The organism is Mycobacterium sp. NGS59, from assembly GCF_059812345.1.
In genome coordinates this window covers 26,583-49,963 of sequence record NZ_JCALCN010000002.1, presented here as the reverse complement: position 1 = coordinate 49,963, position 23,381 = coordinate 26,583, and the positions used below count along the sequence as shown (strand labels likewise).

The following is a 23,381-nucleotide window of genomic DNA, read 5'->3' as shown; positions in this document are numbered from 1 at the left end:
CGGCCGCTAGGCCGCTCGCAGCGGGTCGCGACCATCGGACTAAGCCGGCGGGCCGCAGGTCCGCCCCCGGACCAGTTCGGTGTCCAGCAATTCGACCACCGGCAGGCCGGACCGCGGCGGTTGCAGCACCAGTTCACCCGCGCGGCGGCCCTTCTGCAGACTGGGCTGCGCCACCGTCGTCAACCCACGGCTGATCGCGTCCTCGACGCCGTCGAAACCGGTCACCGTCATCTGCCCCGGCACGTAAATGCCGTGTGCGCGAAGGTAATCCATGGCCGACAGGGCCAGGATGTCGGCCGTGCACATCAGCGCGGTGATCCGCGGATTGGCCTGCAGAGCCACTCTGGCGGCGTCGCCGCCCGAAGTGGGCAGGTGCTCATAGCTTTCCACCACCGTCAGCGAATCCGGATCGACGCCGGCAACCGCCATCGCCTCCCAGACCCCGATGATGCGTTCGCGCTGCACGTCGAACGTCGGCGACATCAACCGTTCGGCGTCGACCAGCCCTTGGCGCCGGTCGCGTCCCAGTCGCATGGTGAGCAGCCCGATCTCCCGATGTCCCAACCCCAGCACGTGGTCGGCGATTCGGCGCATCGCCGCGCGGTCGTCGATGCCGACCCGCGACACCGCCGACAAGCCCACCGGCTGATCGACCACCACCACCGGCAGCCGCCGTTGCAGCACTACCTGCAGGTAGGGGTCGTCGTCGGACACCGAATACACCACGAACCCGTCCACCCCGGCGCCCAGTACCGCGGTGGCGCCGTCCTCGATGCTGCGACTGGGACCCACGGACACCAGCAACAGCCCCTGACCGAGCTCCTCGCACGACTGTGCCAGTCCTGCGACGAAGTCCCGTGCCGCCGGGTCGCTGAAGGAATAGGTCAGCGCCTCGGTCATCACCAGACCCACCGCACCGGCCTTGCGGGTACGCAACGATCTGGCCACCGGATCGGGGCCCGCGTACCCGATGCGTTTCGCGGTGGCGAGCACCCGCTCACGAAGTTCCGGGGAGAGTTGGTCGGGCCGGTTGAAGGCGTTGGAGATCGTGGTGCGCGATACCTTGAGCTCGGCTGCCAACGACGCCAGAGTCGCCCGCCTGCGCGGTGTGGGACTCACGTTCGGTGAGGCTACCGCGGTTTGCGGGCCGCAGCTGCAAGACGGCGCGGGTGTCGGAGGCCGGGGCCGTTCGGCGACATCGACACAGCCAGCGCCTAAGCTGATGAGGCGCCGGCTGATGGGGCCTGCGAGGTGCTTGGGGAAGGGGGAACAGTGCGCCAGCAGATCGCCGCGCTCGTCGCGCTGAGCGGGGCGTGCCTGCTCATCGGCGGTTGCACAGACGTGATTGACGGCAAGGCCATGGCAGGCGACAAGACCGGTCTGGCTAATCAGACTCCGATCTCGGTCAGCGCCTTGGACAACCTCCTGCTCGACACCAGCCAGATCAACAGCGTCCTGGGTGCGACGTCGATGAAGGTGTGGTTCAGCGCCAAAGCCATGTGGGACTGGAGCAAGAACGTCAGCGACAAGAACTGCCTGGCCGTCGACGGCGCCGCGCAGGAAAAGGTCTACGCCGGGACCGGGTGGAAGGCGATGCGCGGGCAGCGCCTCGACGACAGCATCGACGACTCCAAAAAACGCAAGCACTACGCGATCCAGGCGGTGGTGGCCTTCCCGAACGCCCAGGACGCCAGCAACTTCTACAACTCCTCGGTGCAGAGCTGGAAAGCCTGCGGCAACCGTCGCTTCAACGACGTCAGCCCCAACCAGCCCGACACCATCTGGACGGTCAACGATGTCACCGACCAGAACGGCATGCTCAACACGTCCGAAGTCCAGGAGAACGGCGACGGCTGGGCGTGTGAACGTGCCCTGACGGTGCGCAACAACATCGCGGTCGACATCGTGACGTGCGCCTACTCCGAATCCGGCACCGCGGCAGTCGACATCGCCAACCAGATCGCCGGCAAGATCGCCAAGCTGTAGGCCGAATTGCGCCGCATCGACCTCAACGCCGATCTGGGTGAAGGATTCGGCGTCTGGCGACTGGGTGACGACGAAGCCATGCTCGGGATCGTCACCAGCGCCAACGTGGCGTGCGGCTTCCACGCCGGCGACCCGGCCGGCCTGCTGCGGGTGTGCCGGTCGGCCGCCGAGCGGGGGGTGCGGATCGGCGCACAGGTGAGTTACCGCGACCTGGCCGGATTCGGCAGGCGGTTCATCGACGTCGACGCCCAGGACCTGCACGCCGACGTGATCTACCAGATCGGCGCACTGCAGGCGTTGGCACAGGCCGGCGGTGCGGCCGTGTCCTACGTCAAACCCCATGGGGCGCTGTACAACACGATCGTCACGCATCGGGAACAGGCCGCCGCGGTCGCCGCTGCGATACATGATGTGGACGCTGCGCTGCCGGTGCTGGGCATGACCGGCTCGGTGTTCTTCGACGAAGCCGAAAGCCGAGGTCTGCGCACCGTCGCCGAGGCGTTCGCCGATCGCGCCTACACAGCCGAGGGCCGGTTGGTGCCCCGTCGCGAACCCGGTGCGGTGCTGCATGATCCGACGCAGATCGCCCAACGGGTAACGGCCATGGTGGCCTCGGGCGAGGTGCCGGCAGTCGACGGCTCCCCGGTTGCAGTGACGGTGGAATCGGTTTGCGTGCACGGTGATTCGCCGGGCGCGGTGGCGATCGCGGCCGCGGTGCGTGACGAACTGCTGGCCGCCGGGGTCGAGTTGGGTGCGTTCTGCTGATGCGGCTCAAACTGGGACGGCCCGACCTCGGACAGTATTCGGATCGGTTCGATGTTCCCGCCGCCCAACCTGATTCGCCGCTGTGGGCAACCTGGATGGGGGTGGCGACACTGCTGCTGGACGACGGGTCGTCGGCGCTGCTGACCGACGGCTACTTCTCCCGTCCGGGACTGGCACAAGTGGCCGTCGGCAAGGTCGCGCCGTCGGCCGCGCGCGTCGACGGCTGCCTGGCCCGGGCCAAGGTATCTCGGCTCGCCGCCGTCATACCGGTGCACACTCACATCGACCACGTCATGGATTCCGCGTTGGTCGCCGAGCGTACCGGGGCCCAGTTGGTCGGCGGCGAGTCGGCGGCCAACGTCGGCCGCGGACACGGCCTCCCAGAGGACCGTCTGGTCGTCGCGGTCTCCGGGGAACCAATCACGTTGGGCGCCTACGAGGTTACGCTGGTCGAGTCACATCACTGCCCGCCCGACCGGTTTCCCGGGACGATCGACGCGCCGTTGGTGCCACCGGTGAAGGCGTCGGCCTACCGCTGCGGCGAGGCGTGGTCGACGTTGATTCACCACCGGCCATCAGCGCGACGGCTGCTGATCCAGGGCAGCGCCGGTTTCGTCGAGGGCGCACTGGCGGGATACCGAGCCGAGGTCGCCTATCTCGGTGTCGGACAACTGGGTGTGCGGCCGCGCTCATACCTGGTCGACTACTGGACCGAGACGGTACGCACAGTGGGAGCGCGCCGCGTGGTTCTCATCCACTGGGATGACTTCTTCAGCTCGCTGTCAGAACCGTTGCGGGCCATGCCATACGCAGTTGACGACCTGGACGTGTCCATTCGCATCCTCGACGAGCTGGCTGCAGAGGACGGTGTCGAGATCCATATGCCGACGGTGTGGCGGTACGAAGATCCCTGGCGTTAGAAGCGAATTCAGCCTTGGCCCTGATCCTCAGCCTGATATCGCTCGTTGTCGTCCTCGGCTTCGCCGTGGCCCGCCCCCGCGGATGGCCGGAAGCCGCTGCGGCCGTACCCGCGGCCGCCATGCTGATCGCAGTTGGCGCCATCTCACCAAGCCAGGCCGCGGCGCAAACCTCCGGACTGGCCCGCGTGGTCGCCTTCCTCGGAGCGGTGCTTGTGCTGGCCAATCTGTGTGACGCCGAGGGTCTGTTCGAAGCGGCCGGCGCAGCCCTGGCGCGTGCGACCGCAGGGTCGACCGGGCTGTTGCGACAGTTGTTCGTCATCGCCGCTGTCATCACTGCGGTACTCAGCCTGGACGCGACCGTGGTGCTATTGACTCCGGTGGTGCTGGCAACCGTCCGGCAGCTGCGAACTCCGTTGCCCCCGTACGCTTATGCCACAGCCCACCTGGCCAATGCGGCTTCGCTGCTGCTTCCGGTGTCGAATCTGACCAACCTTCTCGTCTACCGCGGCGCGAATATCTCGTTCACCAGGTTCACGTTGCTCATGGCGCTGCCGTGGCTGTCCGCGGTCGCTACGGTCTATCTGGTCTTCCGGTTGTTCTTTGCGCGGGACTTGCGGGTCGACCCAGACCGTACCCAAATCGGTCCGCCGGCGCGTCCGCCGCTGTTCGTTCTGCTGGTCGTGGCGCTGACGCTCGTCGGGTTCGTCGCCGCCGAGTCGCTTGACGTGGCACCCGCATGGGCCGCGCTGGCCGGGGCCACAGCGTTGGGGTTGCGGAGTCTCCGGCAGAGGCACATCTCGGTGACAGAGATCGTTCGCTCGGCGAATCTGCCGTTCCTGGTGTTCGTGCTCGCGCTGGGCATTGTCGTTCAGGCGGTAACGCTGAACGGGATGTCGGCGCGGATGTCGGCGTTCCTGCCAGCCGGGTCGAGCCTGCCGGCGCTGCTCGGTGTCGCCGCCGTGGCCGCCGTGCTGGCCAACCTGGTAAACAATCTGCCCGCGACACTGGTGTTGGTGCCTCTGGTCGTGGCCAGCGGTCCGGCGGCCGTGCTGGCGGTGTTGATCGGTGTCAACATCGGACCGAATCTGAGCTACGCCGGATCGCTGTCCAACCTGTTGTGGCGACGGGTGCTGCGGAGCCATGATGTGCCGACCGGCGTTGGCGAATACACGCGACTCGGGTTGTGCACGGTGCCGCCCGCTCTGGTGGTGGCGGTGGTGGCCCTGTGGGCGAGCGTGCAACTGTTCGGGGTGTAGTTGTTCCTGCGCGCCCTAACTTCTGCGTTGACGTGCGATTTCGGCGAGCACCACCCCGGCGGCAACTGCGGCGTTCAGCGATTCGGTCCGACCCGCCATCGGGATCGACACCACCTCGTCGCAGTTCTGGCGCACCAACCGGGACAACCCCTTACCCTCCGAGCCGACGACGACAACGACCGGATCGGTGCCGTCCAGCTCGTCCAGCGGGGTGTCGCCGTCGGCGTCGAGCCCGACCACGCGCAACCCGCGATCAGCCCAATCCTTAAGTGTTCTGGTCAGATTCGTCGCTCGGGCCACCGGTATCCGGGCTGCCGCCCCAGCGCTGGTGCGCCACGCGACGGCGGTCACCGAGGCCGACCGGCGCTGCGGGATGACCACGCCGTGGCCGCCGAATGCCGCCACCGATCGCACGATCGCACCGAGGTTGCGCGGATCGGAGATGTTGTCCAGCGCGACCAGCATCGCCGGGGGCGCGGCCAGTGCGGTCGCGACCAGGTCGTCGGGGTGGGCGTAGTCGTACGGCGGCACCTGTAACGCGATGCCCTGATGCAGATGGTTGGCGGTCATCCGGTCCAGGTCGCTGCGCGGCACCTCCAGGATCGAGATACCCGAATCGGCTGCACGAGAGACGGATTCGGTGAGCCGCTCATCCGCCTCGACGCCCAGCGCCACATATAGCGCGGTGGCCGGCACACCGGCGCGCAGGCATTCCAGCACCGGGTTGCGGCCCAGCACCGTCTCGGTCTCGTCGACCTTCCGGGCCGGGCGCTGCGGTTGGGCCTTGGCCCGCTTGGCTGCCGGATGATTGGGCCGCAGATGGGCCGGCGGCGTCGGCCCGCGCCCCTCCAGCCCACGACGGCGCTGGCCACCCGAACCGACGGTCGGACCTTTCTTGGTACCGGTCTTACGGATGGCTCCCCGGCGCTGCGAATTGCCGGCCATCTACTTGCCGTCACCACCCAGCGTCCACTGCGGACCGTCGGCGGTGTCGGTGACCTCGATGCCGGCCTGCTTGAGCCGGTCCCGGATCTCGTCGGCCAGGGCCCAGTTTCGCTCCTCGCGAGCCTTCTGCCGGTTCTGCAATTCGGCCTGCACCAGCACGTCGACGGCGGCCAACGCGGCCGAGGTCTCGTCTTTGGATTCCCAGCGCTCGTCGAGCGGATCGCAACCCAGGATGCCCGTCATCGCCCGGATCGCACCGGCGGCGTGCAACGCACCCTCGTGGTCCCCGACATCCAGCGCGCGGTTGCCGTCGGCGCGGGCCTGGTGGATCTCGGCCAGCGCCGCCGGCACCGACAGGTCGTCGTCGAGCGCCGCGGCGAACCGCGGCGTCCATTCGCCGGGGCAGACGGCTCCCACCCGGCTGCGCACCCGGTGCAGGAAATCCTCGAGCCCGACATAGGCCTTCACCGCGTCCTGCAGTGCGACCTCGGTGTACTCCAGCATCGAACGGTAATGCGCGCTGCCCAGGTAGTAGCGCAGTTCGGCCGGTCGCACTCGCTGCAGCATCGCGGGGATGGCCACCACGTTGCCCAGCGACTTGCTCATCTTCTCGCCGCCCATCGTCACCCAGCCGTTGTGCAGCCAGAAGCGGGCGAACCCGTCCCCGGCGGCACGGCTCTGGGCGATCTCGTTCTCGTGGTGCGGGAAGATCAAATCCATTCCGCCGCAATGGATGTCGAATTCCGGTCCGAGATAGGTGCGGGCCATCGCCGAGCATTCGATGTGCCAGCCGGGACGTCCGCGCCCCCACGGCGAGGGCCACGACGGCTCGCCCGGCTTCTCGCCCTTCCACAGGGTGAAGTCGCGCTGATCGCGCTTACCGGTCGCCACGCCCTCGCCCTGGTGGACATCGTCGATGCGATGCCCGGACAGTTGCCCGTAGTCCGGGTAGCTGAGCACGTCGAAGTAGACGTCGCCACCGGCGGCGTAGGCGTGACCGGTTTCGATCAGGCGTTCCATTAAGTCGATCATCTGGGTGATGTGGCCGGTCGCGCGTGGCTCGGCGGACGGGGGCAACACGTCCAACGAGTCGTAGGCCGCGGTGAACGCCCTTTCGTGGGTGGCCGCCCACTCCCACCAGGGCCGGCCGGCGGCGGCCGCTTTGGTGAGGATCTTGTCTTCGATGTCGGTGACGTTGCGGACGAAGGCGACGTCGTAGCCACTCGCGGTCAGCCAGCGGCGCAGGATGTCGAACGCGACGCCGCTGCGGACGTGGCCGATGTGCGGTAGCCCCTGCGGGGTGGCGCCGCACTGGTAGATCGAGACGTGTCCGGGCCGTAGCGGCGCGAAGTCACGCACGGCACCGGTCGCCGTGTCATGGAGCCGCAGGCCGGCACGATCGGTCACGACGTGCCAGCTTACTGCCTGCACTCGGGCCGCCCGGCGCGAGCGTCACGCCAGAGCGACCGTCAGCGCCGAACGTCACGCCAGCGTGGCTCACCAGCGCGGGGTCAGCGCAGCGGAAGGACCATCGCCGTGGCAATGGCGGCCAAGCCCTCACCCCGCCCGGTGAGCCCGAGCCCGTCGGTGGTGGTGGCGGCCACCGACACCGGGGCGTTGAGCAACCTCGACAGCACCGCCTGAGCCTCGGAGCGCCGCCCGCCGATCTTCGGCCGATTCCCGATCACCTGGACGGCCGCGTTGCCCACCCGGTAGCCGTCCTCGGTGAGCAGTTCGATCACGTGCCGAAGCATGTCGGCGCCGCTGACGCCCTGCCAGCGTGGCTCGTCGACCCCGAACACACCGCCGATGTCACCCAGTCCGGCTGCGGAGAGTACGGCGTCACACAGCGCGTGCACCGCGACGTCGCCGTCGGAGTGTCCGGCGCAGCCGTCGGCACCGGGGAACAACAGGCCCACCAGCCAGCAAGGACGGCCGGGTTCGATGGGGTGCACGTCGACACCCAACCCGACGCGCGGCGACTGGATCACTGGCGGGCTATCGACTTGGCCAGCAACAGATCCAACTGGGTGGTGATCTTGAATGCCAGCGGGTCACCGTCGACCACCTGGATCTGTCCGCCGACGTGCTCCACCAGGGATGCGTCGTCGGTGAACCCGCCGGTGTCGGCGCGACGGTAGGCGCGCGTCAACAACTCGGTCGAGAATCCCTGCGGTGTCTGCACTGCGCGCAGACCCGCCCGCTCCGGCGTGCCCAGAACCACCCCGTTGGCATCGACCGCCTTGATGGTGTCGGACAGCGGCAGTCCGGGCACGACGGCGCTGTGGCCTGCCCGCAACGCCTCGACGACCCGCACGATCAGCGCGGGGGGTGTGAGCGGGCGAGCGGCGTCGTGCACCAGCACGTACTCCGTCGACTCCGCGATCGCCGACAGCGCTAACTGCACGGATTCGGCGCGGGTCGGCCCGCCGGCGACGATGGTGGCGAGGTGGCCCAGGATCAGCTTCGCCTCGTCGGTGCGGTCAGGCGGCACCGCCACGACGACGGTGTCGATGACACCCGATGCCCGCAGACCCTCGACGGCCCGCTCGACCAGCGACTGCCCTTCGAGTTGATAGAACGCTTTGGCCACACCCGCGGCCAGCCGTTGCCCCGACCCCGCGGCCGGGACGATCGCAGCTACGTTTCCCGCGCCCATTTACGAGCCCCGGGCGGTTCAGGAGGCGTTCAGGAAGCTGCCGCCAGAACCTCGTCCAAGATGGTTTCGGCCTTGGCGTCATCCGTGCTCTCGGCCAGCGCCAACTCGCCGACCAGGATCTGCCGGGCCTTGGCCAGCATCCGCTTCTCGCCGGCGGACAGGCCGCGCTCCTGGTCGCGCCGCCACAAGTCGCGCACTACCTCGGCGACCTTGTTCACGTCGCCGGAAGCCAGCTTCTCCAGGTTGGCCTTGTACCGACGCGACCAGTTGGTCGGCTCTTCGGTGTGCGGTGCGCGCAGCACCTGGAAAACCTTGTCGAGGCCTTCCTGGCCTACGACATCGCGGACGCCGACGTACTCGGCGTTGTCAGCGGGCACTCGAACGGTCAGGTCACCCTGCGCAACTTTCAAGACGAGATACTCTTTTTGCTCCCCTTTGATGGTTCGAGTTTCGATCGCCTCGACTAACGCAGCACCGTGATGTGGGTAGACAACGGTGTCACCGACCTTGAAGATCATCTGATTCGAGCCCCTTTCGTTAGTTAAGTCTAACACGCGGGCCCGGCGCGTGTGGAACAACGGTGCAGGTCAGAGGCACGCCACGCGCAGATTAGGGGTTGACAGGCGGGCTCAGACGTGCAGGGGGATTATCTTCGGTGACGCATTCGGCCCCCTGGGCACGGGTCCGAATCCGCCCTCTGAGGGTACCTTGTTGGGTTCGACGGAATTCGGCGGGGCTGTCCGCCCTGCGACATCCCCGGTCCCCGCTACCGCCCGCGGTGCCTTGCTACTACTGTCCATAGTTGAAAACCAAGTCCGTGAAGTCCGTGCGCCGAGCAGGAGGCATTGAGTGAACCGGTTGAACATCCGCCTGCCCAAGCTAACCGCCTCGTTGGCGACCGCCGGCATGGCTGTCGCCGTGCTCAGTGGCTGTGGCACCGGTCAGATCTCCCAGACCGCGGCGCAGGAACCCGCCGTCAACGGCAACCGGCTCACCATCGGCCAACTGGCGCTGCGCGACATCCGCATCCAGGCCACTCAGACCGGCGACTTCCTGCAACCAGGCCGCACGGTGGACTTGGTGCTGGTGGCGGTCAACGATTCGCCGGACAAGAGCGACCGGCTCACCAGCATCACCAGCGAAATCGGTTCGGTGACGCTGGCCGGGGACGCGAAGGTGCCGGCTTCCGGGATGCTGTTCATCGGCACCCCGGACGGACAGTCGGTGGCCCCCGGCCCGCCGGGATCCACCGGCGCCGCGAAGGCGACCGTGAACTTGTCCAAGCCCATCACCAACGGGCTGACCTACAAGTTCACCTTCAAGTTCGAGAAGGCCGGCGAGGGCAGCGTGCAGGTACCGATCTCGGCCGGTGTGGAACAGTCGCAGCAGCCGGCTCCGCATCACTCCTGAACCGCCTGTCGATCCAGGGATCTGTCGGACCCCGCAGATACGGTCACGTTCGTGGCCAATGCACGTTCGCAATACCGCTGCTCGGAATGCAGCCATGTCAGCGCCAAATGGGTGGGACGCTGCCTGGACTGCGGTAGCTGGGGCACGGTTGAAGAAGTCGCGGTGCTGGCCGCGGTCGGTGCCGGCCGGCGCTCGCCGGCGCCGTCCTCGCGGGCGGTGCCGATCAGTTCCGTCGAGGCCGACACGAGTCGGCACCGATCGACCGGGGTCGACGAACTCGACCGGGTACTGGGCGGTGGTGTCGTCGCCGGGTCGGTGACGCTGCTGGCCGGTGAGCCCGGGGTGGGCAAGTCCACCCTGCTGCTCGAGGTCGCCCACCGGTGGGCACAGCGCGGGCAACGCGCCCTGTACATCTCCGGTGAGGAATCCGCCGGGCAGGTGCGGCTGCGGGCGGATCGGATCGGCTGCGGCGGTGACGAGGTCTATCTGGCCGCCGAATCCGACCTGCACACGGTTCTGCAGCACGTCGAAACGGTGCGGCCGGCGCTGGTCATCGTCGACTCGGTGCAGACGATGTCGACCAGCGAAGCCGACGGCGTCGCCGGCGGGGTGACCCAGGTGCGTGCGGTGACGGCGGCGCTGACCGCCGTGGCCAAGACCAAGGGTGTCCCGATGATCCTGGTCGGGCACGTCACCAAGGACGGCGCGATCGCCGGTCCGCGCTCGCTGGAGCACCTGGTCGACGTGGTCCTGCATTTCGAGGGCGACCGCAACAGTTCGCTGCGCATGGTCCGCGGCATCAAGAACCGGTTCGGCGCCGCCGACGAGGTCGGTTGTTTCCTGTTGCACGACAACGGAATCGAAGGCGTCGCCGACCCGTCACACCTGTTCCTGGACCAGCGGCCGACACCGGTACCCGGCACCGCGATCACGGTGACGCTGGACGGAAAACGCCCGCTGATCGGGGAAGTCCAGGCCCTGCTGGCCGAGCCGAACGGCGGTTCGCCCCGCCGGGCCGTCAGCGGTATCGACCATTCCCGGGCCGCGATGATCACCGCCGTGCTAGAGAAGCACGGCAAGCTGAAACTCGGCGCCGTCGAGATCTACCTGTCCACCGTCGGCGGCATGCGGTTGACCGAACCGTCGTCGGACCTGGCGATCGCGACCGCGCTGGCGTCGGCGTGGGCCGGCCTGCCGCTGCCCACCACCGCGGTGATGATCGGCGAAGTGGGCCTGGCGGGTGACCTGCGCCGGGTGCACGGCATGGAGCGGCGGCTGGCCGAAGCCGCCCGCCAGGGATTCAACGTCGCGTTGATTCCGCCGGGCTGCGCCGCCGTCCCGGCCGGAATGCGGGCCTTGACCGCGGCCACCATCCGCGAGGCGCTGCACCACATCGTCGACATCGCCGACCATCACAGCTTCGAGCCGCCGCCGCTCCAACAACTCGACGGCACCGGATAGGGGTCCCGCCCAGCCGCCCGGCGTAGCAGAATGCTCGCTGTGACTCGTCCGACCCTGCGTGAGGCCGTTGCCCGCCTGGCCCCCGGCACCGGGCTGCGCGACGGCCTGGAACGCATCCTGCGTGGCCGCACCGGCGCCCTGATCGTGCTCGGTCACGACGAGAGCGTCGAGGCCATCTGCGACGGCGGCTTCTCACTGGACGTGCGCTACGCCCCGACCCGGCTACGTGAACTGTCCAAGATGGACGGCGCCGTCGTGCTGTCCACCGACGGCAGCCGCATCGTGCGGGCCAACGTGCAGCTGGTCCCGGACCCTTCGATCCCCACCGACGAGTCGGGGACCCGGCACCGCTCGGCGGAACGGTCGGCGATCCAGACCGGCTACCCGGTGATCTCGGTCAGCCATTCGATGAACATCGTGACCGTCTACGCCGGCGGTGAGCGCCACGTGCTGACCGACTCGGCGACCATCCTGTCGCGTGCCAACCAGGCGATCGCGACCCTGGAGCGGTACAAGACCAGGCTCGACGAGGTCAGCCGGCAACTGTCCCGGGCCGAGATCGAAGACTTCGTGACGCTGCGCGACGTGATGACGGTGGTGCAGCGGCTCGAACTGGTCCGGCGCATCGGGCTGGTCATCGACAACGACGCCGTTGAGCTGGGCACCGACGGGCGCCAGTTGCGGCTGCAGCTCGAGGAACTGCTGGGCGGCAACGACACCGCCCGCGATCTGATCGTGCGCGACTACCACGCCAGCCCCGAGCCACCGGCCGAGGCGCAGATCGCCGCCACGCTTGCCGAGCTGGATGCGCTGTCGGACACCGACCTGCTCGAGCTCACCGCACTGGCCAAGGTCTTCGGGTATCCGACGACAGCCGAGGCCCAGGATCAGGCGCTGAGCCCGCGCGGCTACCGCGCCATGGACGGCATCCCCCGACTGCAGTTCGCCCACGTCGACCTGCTGGTCCGGTCGTTCGGAACGCTGCAGGGGCTACTGGCGGCCAGCGCCAACGACCTGCAATCCGTCGACGGCATCGGCGCGATGTGGGCCCGGCACGTACGCGAGGGGCTCTCGCAACTGGCCGAGTCGACCATCGCCGATCACTGAGCCCTGCCACGGCCTGTCTTGACGATCGCGGCGGAAACACCCAGAAGACGGTTCCCCGCGGGCAGGGTAGGACCGTTCTGGCTGCTCCACTACTTCGAGTGTGAATCCTTGGCTTTGCGTGTGAAGCGACGGCTTTCGGAGTGAGCCGACGGTGGGAAAAACGGCGAAATCCCGCCAAGGCTTCACCCGCAAGGCCCAGTTTTCACACTCAAAGCCCAGCTTTCACGCAACGCCCAGGCGTCCCGCTGAACGCCCAAGTTCACCCGAACGCGGCAGCGATCAGCCTCCCGTCGGCGGGGCCTCCGGCATCGGCGCCTGAGCGGGTCCCGGCGCGGGCGCCGGACCGGGCGGCTGCGGCGGCTGGTTCAGTACGAACGGGACCGGCTGCGAGCGCAGGTTCCCCAGCTGCACGACCAGGTTGTAGGTGCCCGGTCCGATCGCCGGCCGCGGCAACGGGCACTTCGGCGCGGACCCCATCCCGGTCCAGGTCACCGCGGTGGTCACCTGCTCACCCGGGGTGAAGGTCTTTACCAGCGTCTCGTTGGACGGCGCGCAGTCCAGGTTGGACCACAGCCGCTTGTTGTCCAGCGAGTAGACGTAGGCGGCGAGCACCGCGGCGCCGACATCGCGCTTGCAGGACACCAAACCGATGTTGGTGACGACCATCGTGAACTTCGGCTGGTCACCGATGTAGTACTGCGGCGAGTTGGTCAGCCCCTTGACCGCCAGCGTCGAATCCGGGCAGTCGTCGCCCTCCTTCAGAACCGGCGGCGGTTGCACGGCGGCGGTCGGCGTCGGCGCCTCCGGGTTCACCGTCCCCGGCGGCGCACCCGGGGCGGGCGCCCCGGTCTGTCCGGCCGGCTGTGGCGCGCCGGGCGCTTGAGGCGCGTTCGACCCCAGGTTCCCTTGCGCCGTGGTGCCCTTGTCGGCCGGCTTCGCTCCGGCGTCACTACTGACGAATGCGATGACGATGGCGACGGCTATCCCGATCGCGACAACCGCGATGCCCAGGGCAAGTCCCCTGCGCCGCCAGTAGATCTCGGTGGGTAGCGGGCCTCGCGGTTCCAGATCCAGCACATTTACACGGTAGGGCCAGGTCACGCAGACGCGTCCGACCCGCGTCGGCGTGTCGCGCGGTTAACCGGTCGACGGCCGTGTTAGTAGCCGCACCGCACTGCCGTCAGGCGGTCTTGCTTTCTGGCTCAGCTCCGATGTCGCCCTCGGTGTGGACCAGCTCCGCGCGTCCTTCGGCCAGGCGGTAGGTGACGCCGGCTATTCCCAACACGCCGTCCGCCACACGCTTGGCGATGATCGTCGAACGCTCCATCAACTGCGCCGCGGTCTCGCGTACGTGTCGCTCCTCGAATTCGTCGACCCGGGTCAGTCCGTCGCGGCGGCCCAACAACACCGTCGTCACGACCCGCTCCACCAGGTCCCGCACGAAACCGGATTGGATCTCACCGTCGTCGGCTGCGCTCAGTGCGGCTTTGACGGCACCGCAGCTGTCATGGCCGAGGATCACGATCAGCGGCACTTCCAGGACCGCCACCGCGTACTCGATGGAGCCCAGCACTGCCGCGTCGATGGCTTGCCCGGCCGTGCGAACTACGAACACGTCTCCGAGACCCTGGTCGAAGATCAACTCGGCGGCGACCCGGCTGTCCGAACAGCCGAAGATGACCGCTGTCGGCTTCTGGCCGGTGGCCAGCCCGGCCCGGTACTCGATGCTTTGGCTGGGGTGCTCGGGCTTCCCGGCGACGAATCGCTCGTTACCCTCTTTGAGTGCTTTCCAGGCGCTTACGGGGTTGCTGTTCGGCATGCCAGACATTCTGCCGGAAGGACTCGTGACCGTCTCGCCCCACATACCAGTCACAAATGTGCTGGCCTGGTACGACAGCTCCAGCCGCGACCTGCCGTGGCGGCAGCCCGGCGTCAGCGCCTGGCAGATCCTGGTCAGCGAATTCATGCTGCAGCAGACGCCGGTCGCCCGGGTCCTGCCGATCTGGACCGACTGGGTACGGCGCTGGCCCACCCCCTCGGCCACCGCGGCCGCCACCGCCGCCGACGTGCTGCGGGCGTGGGGCAAATTGGGTTACCCGAGGCGGGCCAAGCGACTGCACGAGTGCGCCGTCGTCATCGCCCGTGACCATGGCGACGTGGTTCCCGACGACGTCGAAACGCTGCTGGCGTTACCGGGGGTGGGCAGCTACACCGCGCGGGCGGTGGCCTGCTTCGCCTATCGCCAGCGGGTGCCGGTGGTGGACACCAACGTTCGCCGCGTAGTGGCCCGCGCTGTCCACGGCCGCGCCGACGCGGGTTCGCCATCGGCGACCCGCGACCACGCCGACGTGCTCGAGCTGTTGCCGGATGACGAACGGGCGCCGACGTTTTCGGTGGCGATCATGGAGCTGGGCGCGACGGTGTGCACCGCCCGGGCGCCCAAGTGCGGGATGTGCCCGCTCGGGCAATGCGCCTGGCGACGTGCCGGCTACCCGCCGGCCGCCGGCCCGGCCAAGCGCGTTCAAACCTATGCCGGGACCGATCGCCAAGTCCGGGGGCGGCTGCTGGATGTGTTGCGCGCCAAGGACTCTCCGGTGACCCGGGCCGAGCTGGACGTGGCGTGGCTTTCCGACACCGCCCAGCGGGACCGGGCACTGTTCTCGTTGCTCGCCGACGGACTGGTCACGCAGACGTCGGACGGCCGGTTCGCGCTGGCCGGCGAGGAGTAGTCAGGAAGGATTCGACCGCACGCCGGTAAACCTCCGGGGCGTCGTCGTGAATAAGGTGGCCGGCGCCAGGGACATGCAGATATGTTGTCGCAACGGTTGATTCGTGCATCTGGCGCATCTGCCCCGGCGGTGTCACCGAGTTGCCGGCCTCGATCAGCAGTACCGGTGAACGCACGGCCCGCCACTGTGCCCAGTAGTCGCGCAGACCCCACTGCGCGGCGATCTCTATCCACCGCTGGGTGTGACCGTGCAACCGCCAACCCGTCTCGGTACGGTCGAAGGCTTCCAGGAAGTACTGTCCGGCAACAGGTCCGAACTCGGCGAATACCTGTTCGGGAGAATGGAATTCGACGGGCAGGGCGTGCAGCCACGGCTCCCAAGGGCCGGTGGTACGCCCGACGAAGTCCGGGGCCATGTCCTCGACTACCAGCGCGTCGACCAACTCGGGATGTTCGGCGGCCAGACACCAGGAATGCAGTGCGCCCATCGAATGCCCGACGAGCGTCACCGGCACACCCGGACCGGTGACTGCCTCCCCGAGATCGGCCACGAACCGCTCGGTGCTGATCGGATAGGGGTCGTCGACGTCCCGGCCCCGGTGCCACGGCGCGTCGTAGGTGTACACCGCGCCCAATCGGGTGAGCCACGGCAGCTGGCGCGTCCAGGTGGTGCCCCGGCCCATCAGCCCGTGCACGAGGACCAACGGTCTGCCCTGACCGCCGCGGTGGGTCAGCAGATCGGTGGGCACGGGTGGCACGGTAACCTAACGGCATGCCAGTGGTGAAGATCAACGCAATCGAGGTGCCCGCCGACGCTGGCCCTGAGCTGGAGAAGCGGTTCGCGCACCGCGCCCACGCGGTGGAGAACTCGCCCGGTTTCCTCGGCTTCCAGCTGCTGCGTCCGGTCAAGGGTGAGGACCGCTACTTCGTGGTGACGCACTGGGAGTCCGATGAAGCGTTCCAGGCGTGGGCGAGCGGACCTGCCATTCAAGCCCACGCCGGAATGAACAAGAACCCGGTGGCCACCGGTGCTTCGCTGCTGGAATTCGAGGTCGTGCTCGACGTTGCCGGGAACGTACAGGCTCAGTAGTCGGCGCCGAGTCGCGGCGCTGAGCGCCGTGACCGCGCTGGTGGTGACGTTGACGCCTGGGTGCGCTCCGTCGCCGACACCCGCCGCGAACGCGGCGAACCCCGGGCACCGCATCGACACCACTACCCCGCCCGGGCTGCGTGCCCAGCAGACCATGGACATGCTCAATTCCGACTGGCCGATCGGCCCGGTCGGGGTGGCCACCCTGGCCGCGCCGGAAAAGGTCGACTCGGTGGAAGCGACCATGGAAGGACTCTGGTGGGACCGGCCGTTCACCTTGGCCGGCGTGGACATCGGCGCCAGCGTGGCCACCCTGCACCTGATCTCGTCCTACGGTGCGCGACAAGACATCCGGATTCACACCGACGACGGTGGCTGGGTCGACCGGTTCGACCTCGAGACCCAACCGCCCCCACCGATCACCGCATGGCCGGATATCGATGCGGTGCTGAGCAAGACCGGCGCCCGCTACTCCTACCAGGTGGCGAAGATCGACAACGGTCAGTGCGTCCGGGTGGCGGGCGCCAACACCGGCGAATCGCTGCCGTTGGCTTCCATTTTCAAGTTGTACGTCCTGCACGCACTCGCCGTGGCCGTCAAGCGCGGCACCGTCTCCTGGGACGACCAGTTGACGGTGACCACGAAAAGCAAAGCCGTCGGGTCGTCCGGCCTGGAGCTGGCACCCGGCGATCACGTCTCGGTGCGAACCGCCGCCGAGAAGATGATCGCCACCAGTGACAACATGGCCACCGATCTACTGATCGGCCGGATGGGCACGCAAGCCGTCGAAGAGGCGCTGGTCACCGCCGGGCACCACGATCCGGCCAGCATGACCCCGTTTCCGACCATGTACGAGCTGTTCTCGGTCGGCTGGGGCCAGCCCGATGTCCGGGAGCGTTGGAAGAAGGCGTCCCAGCAGGAGCGCGCCGCAATGCTGACGCAGGCGAATTCGACTCCCTACCAACCGGATCCGACTCGCGCCCACACTCCGGCCTCGGCCTACGGCGCCGAATGGTACGGCACCGCCGAGGACATCTGCCGGGTACATGTGGCGCTGCAGGCCGACGCCGTCGGCACCGCCGCACCCGTGCGGCAGATCCTGTCCGCCGTGGCCGGCATCCAGCTGGACCGCAACGTGTGGCCCTACATCGGCGCGAAAGCTGGTGGGCTGCCGGGAGATTTGACGTTCAGCTGGTATGCCGTCGACAAGACCGGACAACCGTTCGTGGTGAGCTTCCAGTTGAACTGGCCCCGCGACCACGGGCCGACGGTGACCAGCTGGATGCTGCAGGTCGCCAAGCGCGCCTTCGCGCTGATCGAACCGCGCTGATATAGATCGACGAGCAGACGCAAAAGCCCCTCATTTCGGCAGGAAATGGGGGCTTTTGCGTCTGCTCGGCGAAACTGCTACTCCGGCGCGCTGTGCGCCCCGGCCTTGGCCAGGTCCGGCTCGGTCGGCTTGCGGGTCCCGGTGAAGGTGAACTTCGCGTCCTCGCCGGCGCTTTCGCCGTCCCAGTTGTCGACGTCGACGGTGACGATCTGGCCCGGACCGATCTCCTCGAACAGGATCTTCTCCGAGAGCTGGTCCTCGATCTCGCGCTGGATGGTGCGCCGCAGCGGACGCGCACCCAGCACCGGGTCGAAGCCGCGCTTGGCCAGCAGTGCCTTGGCCTTGTCGGTCAGCTCCATCGACATGTCCTTGGTCTTGAGCTGCTTGCCGACCCGCTCGATCATCAGGTCGACCATCTGGATGATCTCGTCGCGAGTCAACTGGTGGAAGACGATGATGTCGTCGATGCGGTTGAGGAACTCCGGGCGGAAGTGCTTCTTCAGCTCGTCGTTGACCTTCTGCTTCATCCGCTCGTAGTTGTTGTCCCCACCGCTCTGACTGAAGCCCAGCCCCACCGGCTTGGAGATATCCGAGGTACCCAGGTTCGAGGTGAAGATCAGCACGGTGTTCTTGAAGTCCACCGTGCGGCCCTGACCGTCGGTGAGCCGGCCGTCCTCGAGGACCTGCAACAGACTGTTGTAGATCTCCTGGTGGGCCTTCTCGATCTCGTCGAACAGCACCACGCTGAACGGCTTGCGGCGCACCTTCTCGGTGAGCTGGCCGCCCTCCTCGTAGCCGACGTACCCGGGCGGGGCACCGAACAGCCGCGACGCGGTGAAGCGGTCGTGGAACTCGCCCATGTCGATCTGGATGAGCGCGTCGTCGTCGCCGAACAGGAAGTTGGCCAGCGCCTTGGACAGCTCGGTCTTACCGACGCCGGACGGGCCGGCGAAGATGAACGAACCCGACGGGCGCTTGGGGTCTTTCAGCCCGGCACGGGTACGGCGGATCGCCTTCGAAACAGCCTTGACGGCGTCGACCTGGCCGATGATCCGCTTGTGGATCTCGTCCTCCATGCGCAGCAGCCGGGTGGTCTCGGCCTCGGTGAGCTTGAACACCGGGATGCCGGTCCAGTTGCCCAGCACCTCGGCGATCTCGTTGTCGTCCACCTCGGCGACCACGTCCATGTCGCCTGAGCGCCACTGCTTTTCGCGCTCGGCCCGCTGCGCGACCAGTTGCTTCTCCCGGTCCCGCAGGCTCGCGGCCTTCTCGAAGTCCTGGGCGTCGATCGCCGATTCCTTCTCCCGGCGCGCCTCGGCGATCTTCTCGTCGAACTCGCGCAGGTCTGGCGGAGCGGTCATCCGGCGGATCCGCATGCGCGCCCCCGCCTCGTCGATCAGGTCGATCGCCTTGTCCGGCAGGAACCGGTCGTTGATGTAACGGTCCGCCAGGGTGGCGGCAGCCACGATCGCGGAGTCGCTGATCGACACCCGGTGGTGCGCCTCGTAGCGGTCCCGCAGACCCTTGAGGATCTCGATGGTGTGCGCCACAGTCGGCTCGCCGACCTGCACCGGCTGGAAGCGGCGCTCCAGGGCGGCGTCCTTCTCGATGTACTTGCGGTACTCGTCTAGCGTCGTGGCGCCGATGGTCTGCAGCTCACCGCGGGCCAGCTTGGGCTTGAGGATGCTGGCCGCGTCGATTGCGCCCTCGGCAGCACCCGCCCCGACCAGCGTGTGCAACTCGTCGATGAACAGGATGATGTCGCCGCGGGTGTTGATCTCCTTGAGCACCTTCTTCAGGCGTTCCTCGAAGTCACCGCGGTAGCGCGAACCGGCGACCAGCGAACCCAGGTCCAGGGTGTAGAGCTGCTTGTCCTTGAGCGTCTCCGGAACTTCGCCGTGCACGATGGCCTGGGCCAGCCCCTCCACGACGGCGGTCTTGCCGACACCGGGCTCGCCGATCAGCACCGGGTTGTTCTTGGTGCGGCGGCTCAGCACCTGCATGACCCGCTCGATTTCCTTCTCGCGGCCGATGACCGGGTCGAGCTTGCCTTCCATGGCGGCCGCGGTCAGGTTGCGGCCGAACTGGTCGAGGACCAGCGACGTCGACGGAGAGCCGGACTCGCCGCCACGACCACCGGTGCCGGCTTCGGCGGCCTCCTTGCCCTGGTAGCCGCTCAGCAACTGGATCACCTGCTGACGCACCCGGGTCAGCTCGGCACCGAGCTTGACCAGCACCTGCGCCGCCACGCCCTCACCCTCGCGGATCAGGCCCAGCAGGATGTGTTCGGTGCCGATGTAGTTGTGGCCCAGCTGCAACGCCTCGCGCAGGCTCAGCTCGAGGACCTTCTTGGCCCTCGGGGTGAACGGGATGTGCCCGGACGGTGCCTGCTGGCCTTGGCCGATGATCTCCTCGACCTGGCTGCGCACGCCTTCCAGCGAGATGCCCAGGGACTCCAGTGACTTGGCTGCGACGCCTTCGCCTTCGTGGATGAGACCCAGCAGGATGTGTTCAGTCCCGATGTAGTTGTGGTTGAGCATCCTGGCCTCTTCTTGAGCCAGAACGACGACCCTGCGGGCACGGTCGGTAAAACGTTCAAACATCGGTTATTACCTGCTCTCCCTCACCATCGGTACTCCGTCTCGAAACGACGACACCCTGTCTTCGTTCGACCCAGCCGGCACAGGGGCCGACGTCGCGTACCTTCCGTCCACTCTAATGGTCGGCCCGCCGCGGTACTAACCTCGCGGTACGCAGCGACACCGAAGCACAAAGGGGATAACGCAAAAGGACGTCCATGCGTTTCCGCCAATGCCCGCCGATCGGTTCGCCGCAAGCGAAAGGCAAAAAAATCCGGCGCTCAGGCCTCGGGCCCGGACGCCGGATCAAGCGTGTCGTGCGGTTAGGTTGCGGCGTGGAAGGCGTCGATGACGTCGGCCGGGATACGGCCGCGGGTCGACACGTTGTGCCCGTTGCGGCGCGCCCATTCCCGAATCGCGGCGCTCTGCTCACGGTCGATGGCGCCGCGGCCCCGTCCGGTACCCGAACGACCGCGCCGCCTGCCCCCGACCCGGCGCCCGGCAGCCACCCAGCCCTTCAGGTCGTTGCGCAGTTTCGCCGCATTTTTACTCGAAAGGTCGATCTCATAGGTCACCCCGTCAAGCCCGAATTCAACCGTTTCGTCGGCGGCGCCGGCACCGTCGAAATCATCGACCAAGGTGACGGTCACTTTCTTCGCCATTGGCTTACCCTCACGTTTCTTCGTGTGCTGTTACAGATCCAGTTCGGATAGACTCCCCGGAACTAATCTGCCATAAGAACCTCAAATACTCAATCCGGCACAACTCCGCCAGTTCAGTTGGAGTGCGGCCGAACAATCGGGAACAAAACGGTCTCCCTAATTGACAGCCCGGTCAAACACATCAACAACCGATCGATACCCATTCCCGTTCCGGTGCAAGGGGGCATACCGAACTCCAGAGCGGCGAGAAAATCCTCGTCGAGAAGCATCGCCTCGTCGTCGCCGGCGGCCGCCGCACGCGCTTGATCAGCGAATCTCTCCCGCTGCACCACCGGGTCGTTCAATTCCGAGTAACCGGTGGCCAGCTCCACGCCGTGCAGGTATAAGTCCCACTTCTCGGTGACCCCGGCAATACTGCGGTGCTGGCGGGTCAAAGGGGTGGTCTCGACGGGGAAATCCCTGACAAATGTGGGTGCGGTCAAGCTCTTGCCGACCGCGTGTTCCCAAAGTTCTTCGACGAGTTTGCCGTGCCCAAAACCCCGGTCGTCGGGAATCTCCACGTCTAGCCGAGCCGCGATCGCACGCAGACTGTCAACCGAAGTATCGGGTGTGATCTCTTCCCCGAGTGCTTCGGAGAGTGAGAAATACATCTCAAGAGTTGCCCATTCTCCGTCGATGTTGTACACGCTGCCATCTGGCATCGGAAGTTCTCTGGTGCCGATCGCCTCGTCGGCCACCTCTTGAATAAGTTCCCTAGTGACGACCGCCGAATCGTCATAGGTGCCGTAGGTCTGGTAGGTCTCCAACATTGAGAATTCCGGCGAATGGGTGGAATCGGTTCCTTCGTTTCGGAACACCCGATTTAGTTCGAAGACCTTGTCAAAACCGCCCACGATGCAGCGCTTGAGGAACAGTTCCGGAGCGATCCGCAAGTAAAGATCGATGTCGAGCGCATTGGAATGGGTGACGAAGGGCCGCGCCGCCGCCCCCCCAGCCAACGTCTGCAAGATCGGCGTTTCGACTTCGAGGAACCCGCGGCGTTCCAGCGCATTCCTGATCGCGCGGATGACCGCGATCCGCTGCCGGGCCACGTCGCGCGCTTGCGGGCGCACGATCAGGTCGACGTAGCGCTGCCGGACCCGCGCCTCCTCGCTCATCTCTTTGTGCGCGACGGGCAACGGCCGCAGTGACTTGGCGGCCATCCGCCAGGAATCGGCCAGCACCGACAATTCGCCGCGCCGTGAACTGATCACCGTGCCGTGCACATAGACGATGTCGCCCAGGTCCACGTCGGACTTCCAGGCATCCAGCGATGCCTGTCCAACCTTGTCCAGGCTGACCATCGCCTGCAGCTGGGTTCCGTCGCCGTCTTGGAGCGTCGCGAAGCACAGTTTTCCGGTGTTGCGCGCGAACACCACGCGCCCGGCGACACCGACGACGTCCTCGGTCGCGGTGTCGGTGGGCAGGTCCGGGTAGGCGGCCCGGATCTCGGCAAGGGTGTGCGTGCGATCGATGGCCACCGGATAGGGGTCGTGCCCGTCGGCCAACAGCCGAGCCCGCTTGTCCCGACGGATCCGGAATTGTTCGGGAAGGTCCGCGGCGGCGTCTTGATCGGGGGAACTCACGACGTGCCAGCTTAAATGAACGCGCGCCGTCGTTCGCTTCAGCGTGCGGACTTCAGCCGGCCGCGCTGGGCATCCCGGTTGCGTTCGAAGACCAGCCGCAGTCCGTCCAGCGTCAGGTGCTGGTCGTAGTGCTCGACGGTGTGCAGTTCGGGGAGCAGCAGCGGCGCGGTGTGGCCGGTGGCGACCACGGCGACGTCGTCGTCGGCGGAGAAACCTTTGACGTCGTCGCGGATCCGGCCGACCAGTCCGTCGACCAGTCCCGCGAAACCGAACACCGCGCCGGACTGCATGCATTCCACGGTGTTCTTTCCGATCACCGACCGCGGCCGCGACAGCTCGACCCGCCGCAGCGCCGCCGAGCGCGCCGCGGCCGCGTCCGAGGAGACCTGCACCCCGGGCGCGATGGCGCCCCCGAGGAACTCGCCCTTGGCCGACACCACGTCCACGCAGATCGAGGAGCCGAAGTCGACGACGATCGCGGCTTTGCCGAACTTGCTGAATGCCGCCAGGCAGTTGACGATTCGGTCGGCACCCACTTCTTTGGGATTGTCGACCAACAACGGGATCCCGGTGCGGACCCCGGGCTCGATCAGCACGTGCGGCACCGACGGCCAGTACTGCTCGAGCATGATCCGCACCTCGTGCAAGACCGAGGGAACGGTGGACAGCGCCGCGGCACCGGTGAGTCGCTCGGCGTCCTCACCGACCAGGCCGTCGATGGTAGCCGCGAGTTCGTCCGCGGTGACTTCCGACTCGGTGCGAATCCGCCACTGCTGCACGACTTTCGCGTGCTCCTTCGCGCCGGACAGCAGACCGACGACGGTGTGGGTGTTGCGGACGTCGATCGCCAGCAGCACG

Annotated in this window: 23 protein-coding genes; 10 read left to right on the top strand and 13 right to left on the bottom strand. The window is 67.3% G+C overall.

Going from position 1 to position 23,381, the window contains the following annotated elements:
• Window positions 1–39: 39 nt before the first annotated feature.
• Window positions 40–1,119, bottom strand: coding sequence for an Rv3575c family transcriptional regulator (locus AC5Y46_RS02765; protein WP_499990022.1), 1,080 nt, complete (start codon window positions 1,117–1,119; stop codon window positions 40–42).
• A gap of 153 nt (window positions 1,120–1,272) precedes the next feature.
• Between AC5Y46_RS02765 and AC5Y46_RS02760 the strand changes: the two genes are divergently transcribed.
• Genes AC5Y46_RS02760 through AC5Y46_RS02745 form a run of 4 tightly spaced genes read left to right on the top strand, consistent with a single transcriptional unit; the run spans window position 1,273 to window position 4,927 of the window.
• Window positions 1,273–1,986, top strand: a complete 714-nt coding sequence (locus AC5Y46_RS02760) for a sensor domain-containing protein (protein ID WP_499990018.1) — start codon at window positions 1,273–1,275, stop codon at window positions 1,984–1,986.
• Window positions 1,987–1,992: 6 nt separating this feature from the next.
• Window positions 1,993–2,751: a LamB/YcsF family protein gene (locus tag AC5Y46_RS02755; protein WP_499990017.1), complete on the top strand. Its 759-nt coding sequence runs from the start codon at window positions 1,993–1,995 to the stop codon at window positions 2,749–2,751.
• Window positions 2,751–3,671 (top strand): MBL fold metallo-hydrolase, encoded by a 921-nt coding sequence (locus tag AC5Y46_RS02750; protein WP_499990016.1) that lies wholly within the window; start codon window positions 2,751–2,753, stop codon window positions 3,669–3,671. The genes AC5Y46_RS02755 and AC5Y46_RS02750 overlap by 1 nt, the downstream gene beginning before the upstream one ends.
• 14 nt (window positions 3,672–3,685) lie before the next feature.
• Complete coding sequence (locus AC5Y46_RS02745; protein ID WP_499990015.1) at window positions 3,686–4,927, top strand: SLC13 family permease; 1,242 nt, start codon at window positions 3,686–3,688, stop codon at window positions 4,925–4,927.
• Window positions 4,928–4,942: 15 nt separating this feature from the next.
• On the opposite strand, the gene rlmB is transcribed toward AC5Y46_RS02745, so the two are convergent.
• From rlmB to carD, 5 genes are all read right to left on the bottom strand, one after another.
• Window positions 4,943–5,872 (bottom strand): 23S rRNA (guanosine(2251)-2'-O)-methyltransferase RlmB, encoded by a 930-nt coding sequence (gene rlmB / locus AC5Y46_RS02740; protein WP_499990013.1) that lies wholly within the window; start codon window positions 5,870–5,872, stop codon window positions 4,943–4,945.
• Complete coding sequence (gene cysS / locus AC5Y46_RS02735) at window positions 5,873–7,279, bottom strand: cysteine--tRNA ligase (RefSeq protein WP_499990011.1); 1,407 nt, start codon at window positions 7,277–7,279, stop codon at window positions 5,873–5,875.
• A gap of 104 nt (window positions 7,280–7,383) precedes the next feature.
• Entirely contained in the window at window positions 7,384–7,863 is a 480-nt protein-coding gene (ispF, locus tag AC5Y46_RS02730) for a 2-C-methyl-D-erythritol 2,4-cyclodiphosphate synthase (RefSeq protein ID WP_499943246.1), read from the bottom strand.
• On the bottom strand, window positions 7,860–8,531 hold the full coding sequence (ispD, locus tag AC5Y46_RS02725) for a 2-C-methyl-D-erythritol 4-phosphate cytidylyltransferase (RefSeq protein WP_499990009.1): 672 nt from the start codon (window positions 8,529–8,531) through the stop codon (window positions 7,860–7,862). Before ispD ends, ispF begins: the two co-directional genes overlap by 4 nt.
• 29 nt (window positions 8,532–8,560) lie before the next feature.
• Entirely contained in the window at window positions 8,561–9,049 is a 489-nt protein-coding gene (carD, locus tag AC5Y46_RS02720) for an RNA polymerase-binding transcription factor CarD (protein WP_007166539.1), read from the bottom strand.
• A gap of 331 nt (window positions 9,050–9,380) precedes the next feature.
• Between carD and AC5Y46_RS02715 the strand changes: the two genes are divergently transcribed.
• Genes AC5Y46_RS02715 through disA form a run of 3 tightly spaced genes read left to right on the top strand, consistent with a single transcriptional unit; the run spans window position 9,381 to window position 12,509 of the window.
• Complete coding sequence (locus AC5Y46_RS02715) at window positions 9,381–9,941, top strand: copper chaperone PCu(A)C domain-containing protein (protein ID WP_499990008.1); 561 nt, start codon at window positions 9,381–9,383, stop codon at window positions 9,939–9,941.
• Between the two features lie 51 nt (window positions 9,942–9,992).
• Complete coding sequence (gene radA, locus AC5Y46_RS02710; RefSeq protein ID WP_499990007.1) at window positions 9,993–11,402, top strand: DNA repair protein RadA; 1,410 nt, start codon at window positions 9,993–9,995, stop codon at window positions 11,400–11,402.
• 30 nt (window positions 11,403–11,432) lie between these two features.
• Window positions 11,433–12,509, top strand: coding sequence for a DNA integrity scanning diadenylate cyclase DisA (gene disA, locus AC5Y46_RS02705; protein ID WP_499943250.1), 1,077 nt, complete (start codon window positions 11,433–11,435; stop codon window positions 12,507–12,509).
• A 279-nt stretch (window positions 12,510–12,788) separates the two neighbouring features.
• On the opposite strand, the gene AC5Y46_RS02700 is transcribed toward disA, so the two are convergent.
• Window positions 12,789–13,586 (bottom strand): hypothetical protein, encoded by a 798-nt coding sequence (locus AC5Y46_RS02700; protein WP_499943251.1) that lies wholly within the window; start codon window positions 13,584–13,586, stop codon window positions 12,789–12,791.
• A gap of 103 nt (window positions 13,587–13,689) precedes the next feature.
• The gene (locus AC5Y46_RS02695) at window positions 13,690–14,328 is read right to left on the bottom strand and encodes a carbonic anhydrase (RefSeq protein WP_499990006.1); all 639 of its coding nucleotides are present in this window, start codon (window positions 14,326–14,328) and stop codon (window positions 13,690–13,692) included.
• Here AC5Y46_RS02695 and AC5Y46_RS02690 point away from each other — a divergent pair.
• Window positions 14,327–15,238 carry an iron-sulfur binding domain-containing protein gene (locus AC5Y46_RS02690; RefSeq protein ID WP_499990005.1) on the top strand — a complete coding sequence of 304 codons (912 nt, stop codon included), beginning with the start codon at window positions 14,327–14,329 and terminating at the stop codon, window positions 15,236–15,238. The two genes, AC5Y46_RS02695 and AC5Y46_RS02690, sit on opposite strands and share 2 nt — an antisense overlap.
• On the opposite strand, the gene AC5Y46_RS02685 is transcribed toward AC5Y46_RS02690, so the two are convergent.
• On the bottom strand, window positions 15,192–15,986 hold the full coding sequence (locus tag AC5Y46_RS02685; RefSeq protein ID WP_499990003.1) for an alpha/beta fold hydrolase: 795 nt from the start codon (window positions 15,984–15,986) through the stop codon (window positions 15,192–15,194). The two genes, AC5Y46_RS02690 and AC5Y46_RS02685, sit on opposite strands and share 47 nt — an antisense overlap.
• A 23-nt stretch (window positions 15,987–16,009) precedes the next feature.
• Here AC5Y46_RS02685 and mhuD point away from each other — a divergent pair, with 23 nt between their 5' ends.
• Together mhuD and AC5Y46_RS02675 are read left to right on the top strand one after the other, a co-directional pair.
• Window positions 16,010–16,327 (top strand): mycobilin-forming heme oxygenase MhuD, encoded by a 318-nt coding sequence (gene mhuD, locus AC5Y46_RS02680; RefSeq protein ID WP_499943255.1) that lies wholly within the window; start codon window positions 16,010–16,012, stop codon window positions 16,325–16,327.
• Window positions 16,302–17,657, top strand: a complete 1,356-nt coding sequence (locus tag AC5Y46_RS02675; protein WP_499990001.1) for a serine hydrolase — start codon at window positions 16,302–16,304, stop codon at window positions 17,655–17,657. Before mhuD ends, AC5Y46_RS02675 begins: the two co-directional genes overlap by 26 nt.
• A gap of 77 nt (window positions 17,658–17,734) precedes the next feature.
• Here AC5Y46_RS02675 and clpC1 read toward each other — a convergent pair whose 3' ends face one another.
• From clpC1 to AC5Y46_RS02655, 4 genes are all read right to left on the bottom strand, one after another.
• A complete protein-coding gene (clpC1, locus tag AC5Y46_RS02670; RefSeq protein WP_499943257.1) occupies window positions 17,735–20,260 on the bottom strand; it encodes an ATP-dependent protease ATP-binding subunit ClpC in 2,526 nt (841 codons plus the stop codon).
• 299 nt (window positions 20,261–20,559) lie between these two features.
• A complete protein-coding gene (gene lsr2, locus AC5Y46_RS02665; RefSeq protein WP_499943258.1) occupies window positions 20,560–20,898 on the bottom strand; it encodes a histone-like nucleoid-structuring protein Lsr2 in 339 nt (112 codons plus the stop codon).
• Window positions 20,899–21,011: 113 nt separating this feature from the next.
• A complete protein-coding gene (gene lysS / locus AC5Y46_RS02660) occupies window positions 21,012–22,523 on the bottom strand; it encodes a lysine--tRNA ligase (protein WP_499990000.1) in 1,512 nt (503 codons plus the stop codon).
• A gap of 38 nt (window positions 22,524–22,561) precedes the next feature.
• Window positions 22,562–23,380 (bottom strand): type III pantothenate kinase, encoded by an 819-nt coding sequence (locus AC5Y46_RS02655; RefSeq protein ID WP_499989999.1) that lies wholly within the window; start codon window positions 23,378–23,380, stop codon window positions 22,562–22,564.
• Between the last annotated feature and the right edge of the window lies 1 nt (window position 23,381).

What these genes read in the sequence shown, in the direction of transcription:
- AC5Y46_RS02750 (WP_499990016.1), top strand. Translation starts at nt 2,751, where the DNA reads ATGCGGCTCAAACTGGGACGGCCCGACCTCGGACAGTATTCGGATCGG.
- rlmB (WP_499990013.1), bottom strand. Translation starts at nt 5,872, where the DNA reads ATGGCCGGCAATTCGCAGCGCCGGGGAGCCATCCGTAAGACCGGTACC.
- ispD (WP_499990009.1), bottom strand. Translation starts at nt 8,531, where the DNA reads ATGGGCGCGGGAAACGTAGCTGCGATCGTCCCGGCCGCGGGGTCGGGG.
- carD (WP_007166539.1), bottom strand. Translation starts at nt 9,049, where the DNA reads ATGATCTTCAAGGTCGGTGACACCGTTGTCTACCCACATCACGGTGCT.
- disA (WP_499943250.1), top strand. Translation starts at nt 11,433, where the DNA reads ATGCTCGCTGTGACTCGTCCGACCCTGCGTGAGGCCGTTGCCCGCCTG.
- AC5Y46_RS02690 (WP_499990005.1), top strand. Translation starts at nt 14,327, where the DNA reads ATGCCAGACATTCTGCCGGAAGGACTCGTGACCGTCTCGCCCCACATA.
- AC5Y46_RS02695 (WP_499990006.1), bottom strand. Translation starts at nt 14,328, where the DNA reads ATGCCGAACAGCAACCCCGTAAGCGCCTGGAAAGCACTCAAAGAGGGT.
- mhuD (WP_499943255.1), top strand. Translation starts at nt 16,010, where the DNA reads ATGCCAGTGGTGAAGATCAACGCAATCGAGGTGCCCGCCGACGCTGGC.
- clpC1 (WP_499943257.1), bottom strand. Translation starts at nt 20,260, where the DNA reads ATGTTTGAACGTTTTACCGACCGTGCCCGCAGGGTCGTCGTTCTGGCT.
- lsr2 (WP_499943258.1), bottom strand. Translation starts at nt 20,898, where the DNA reads ATGGCGAAGAAAGTGACCGTCACCTTGGTCGATGATTTCGACGGTGCC.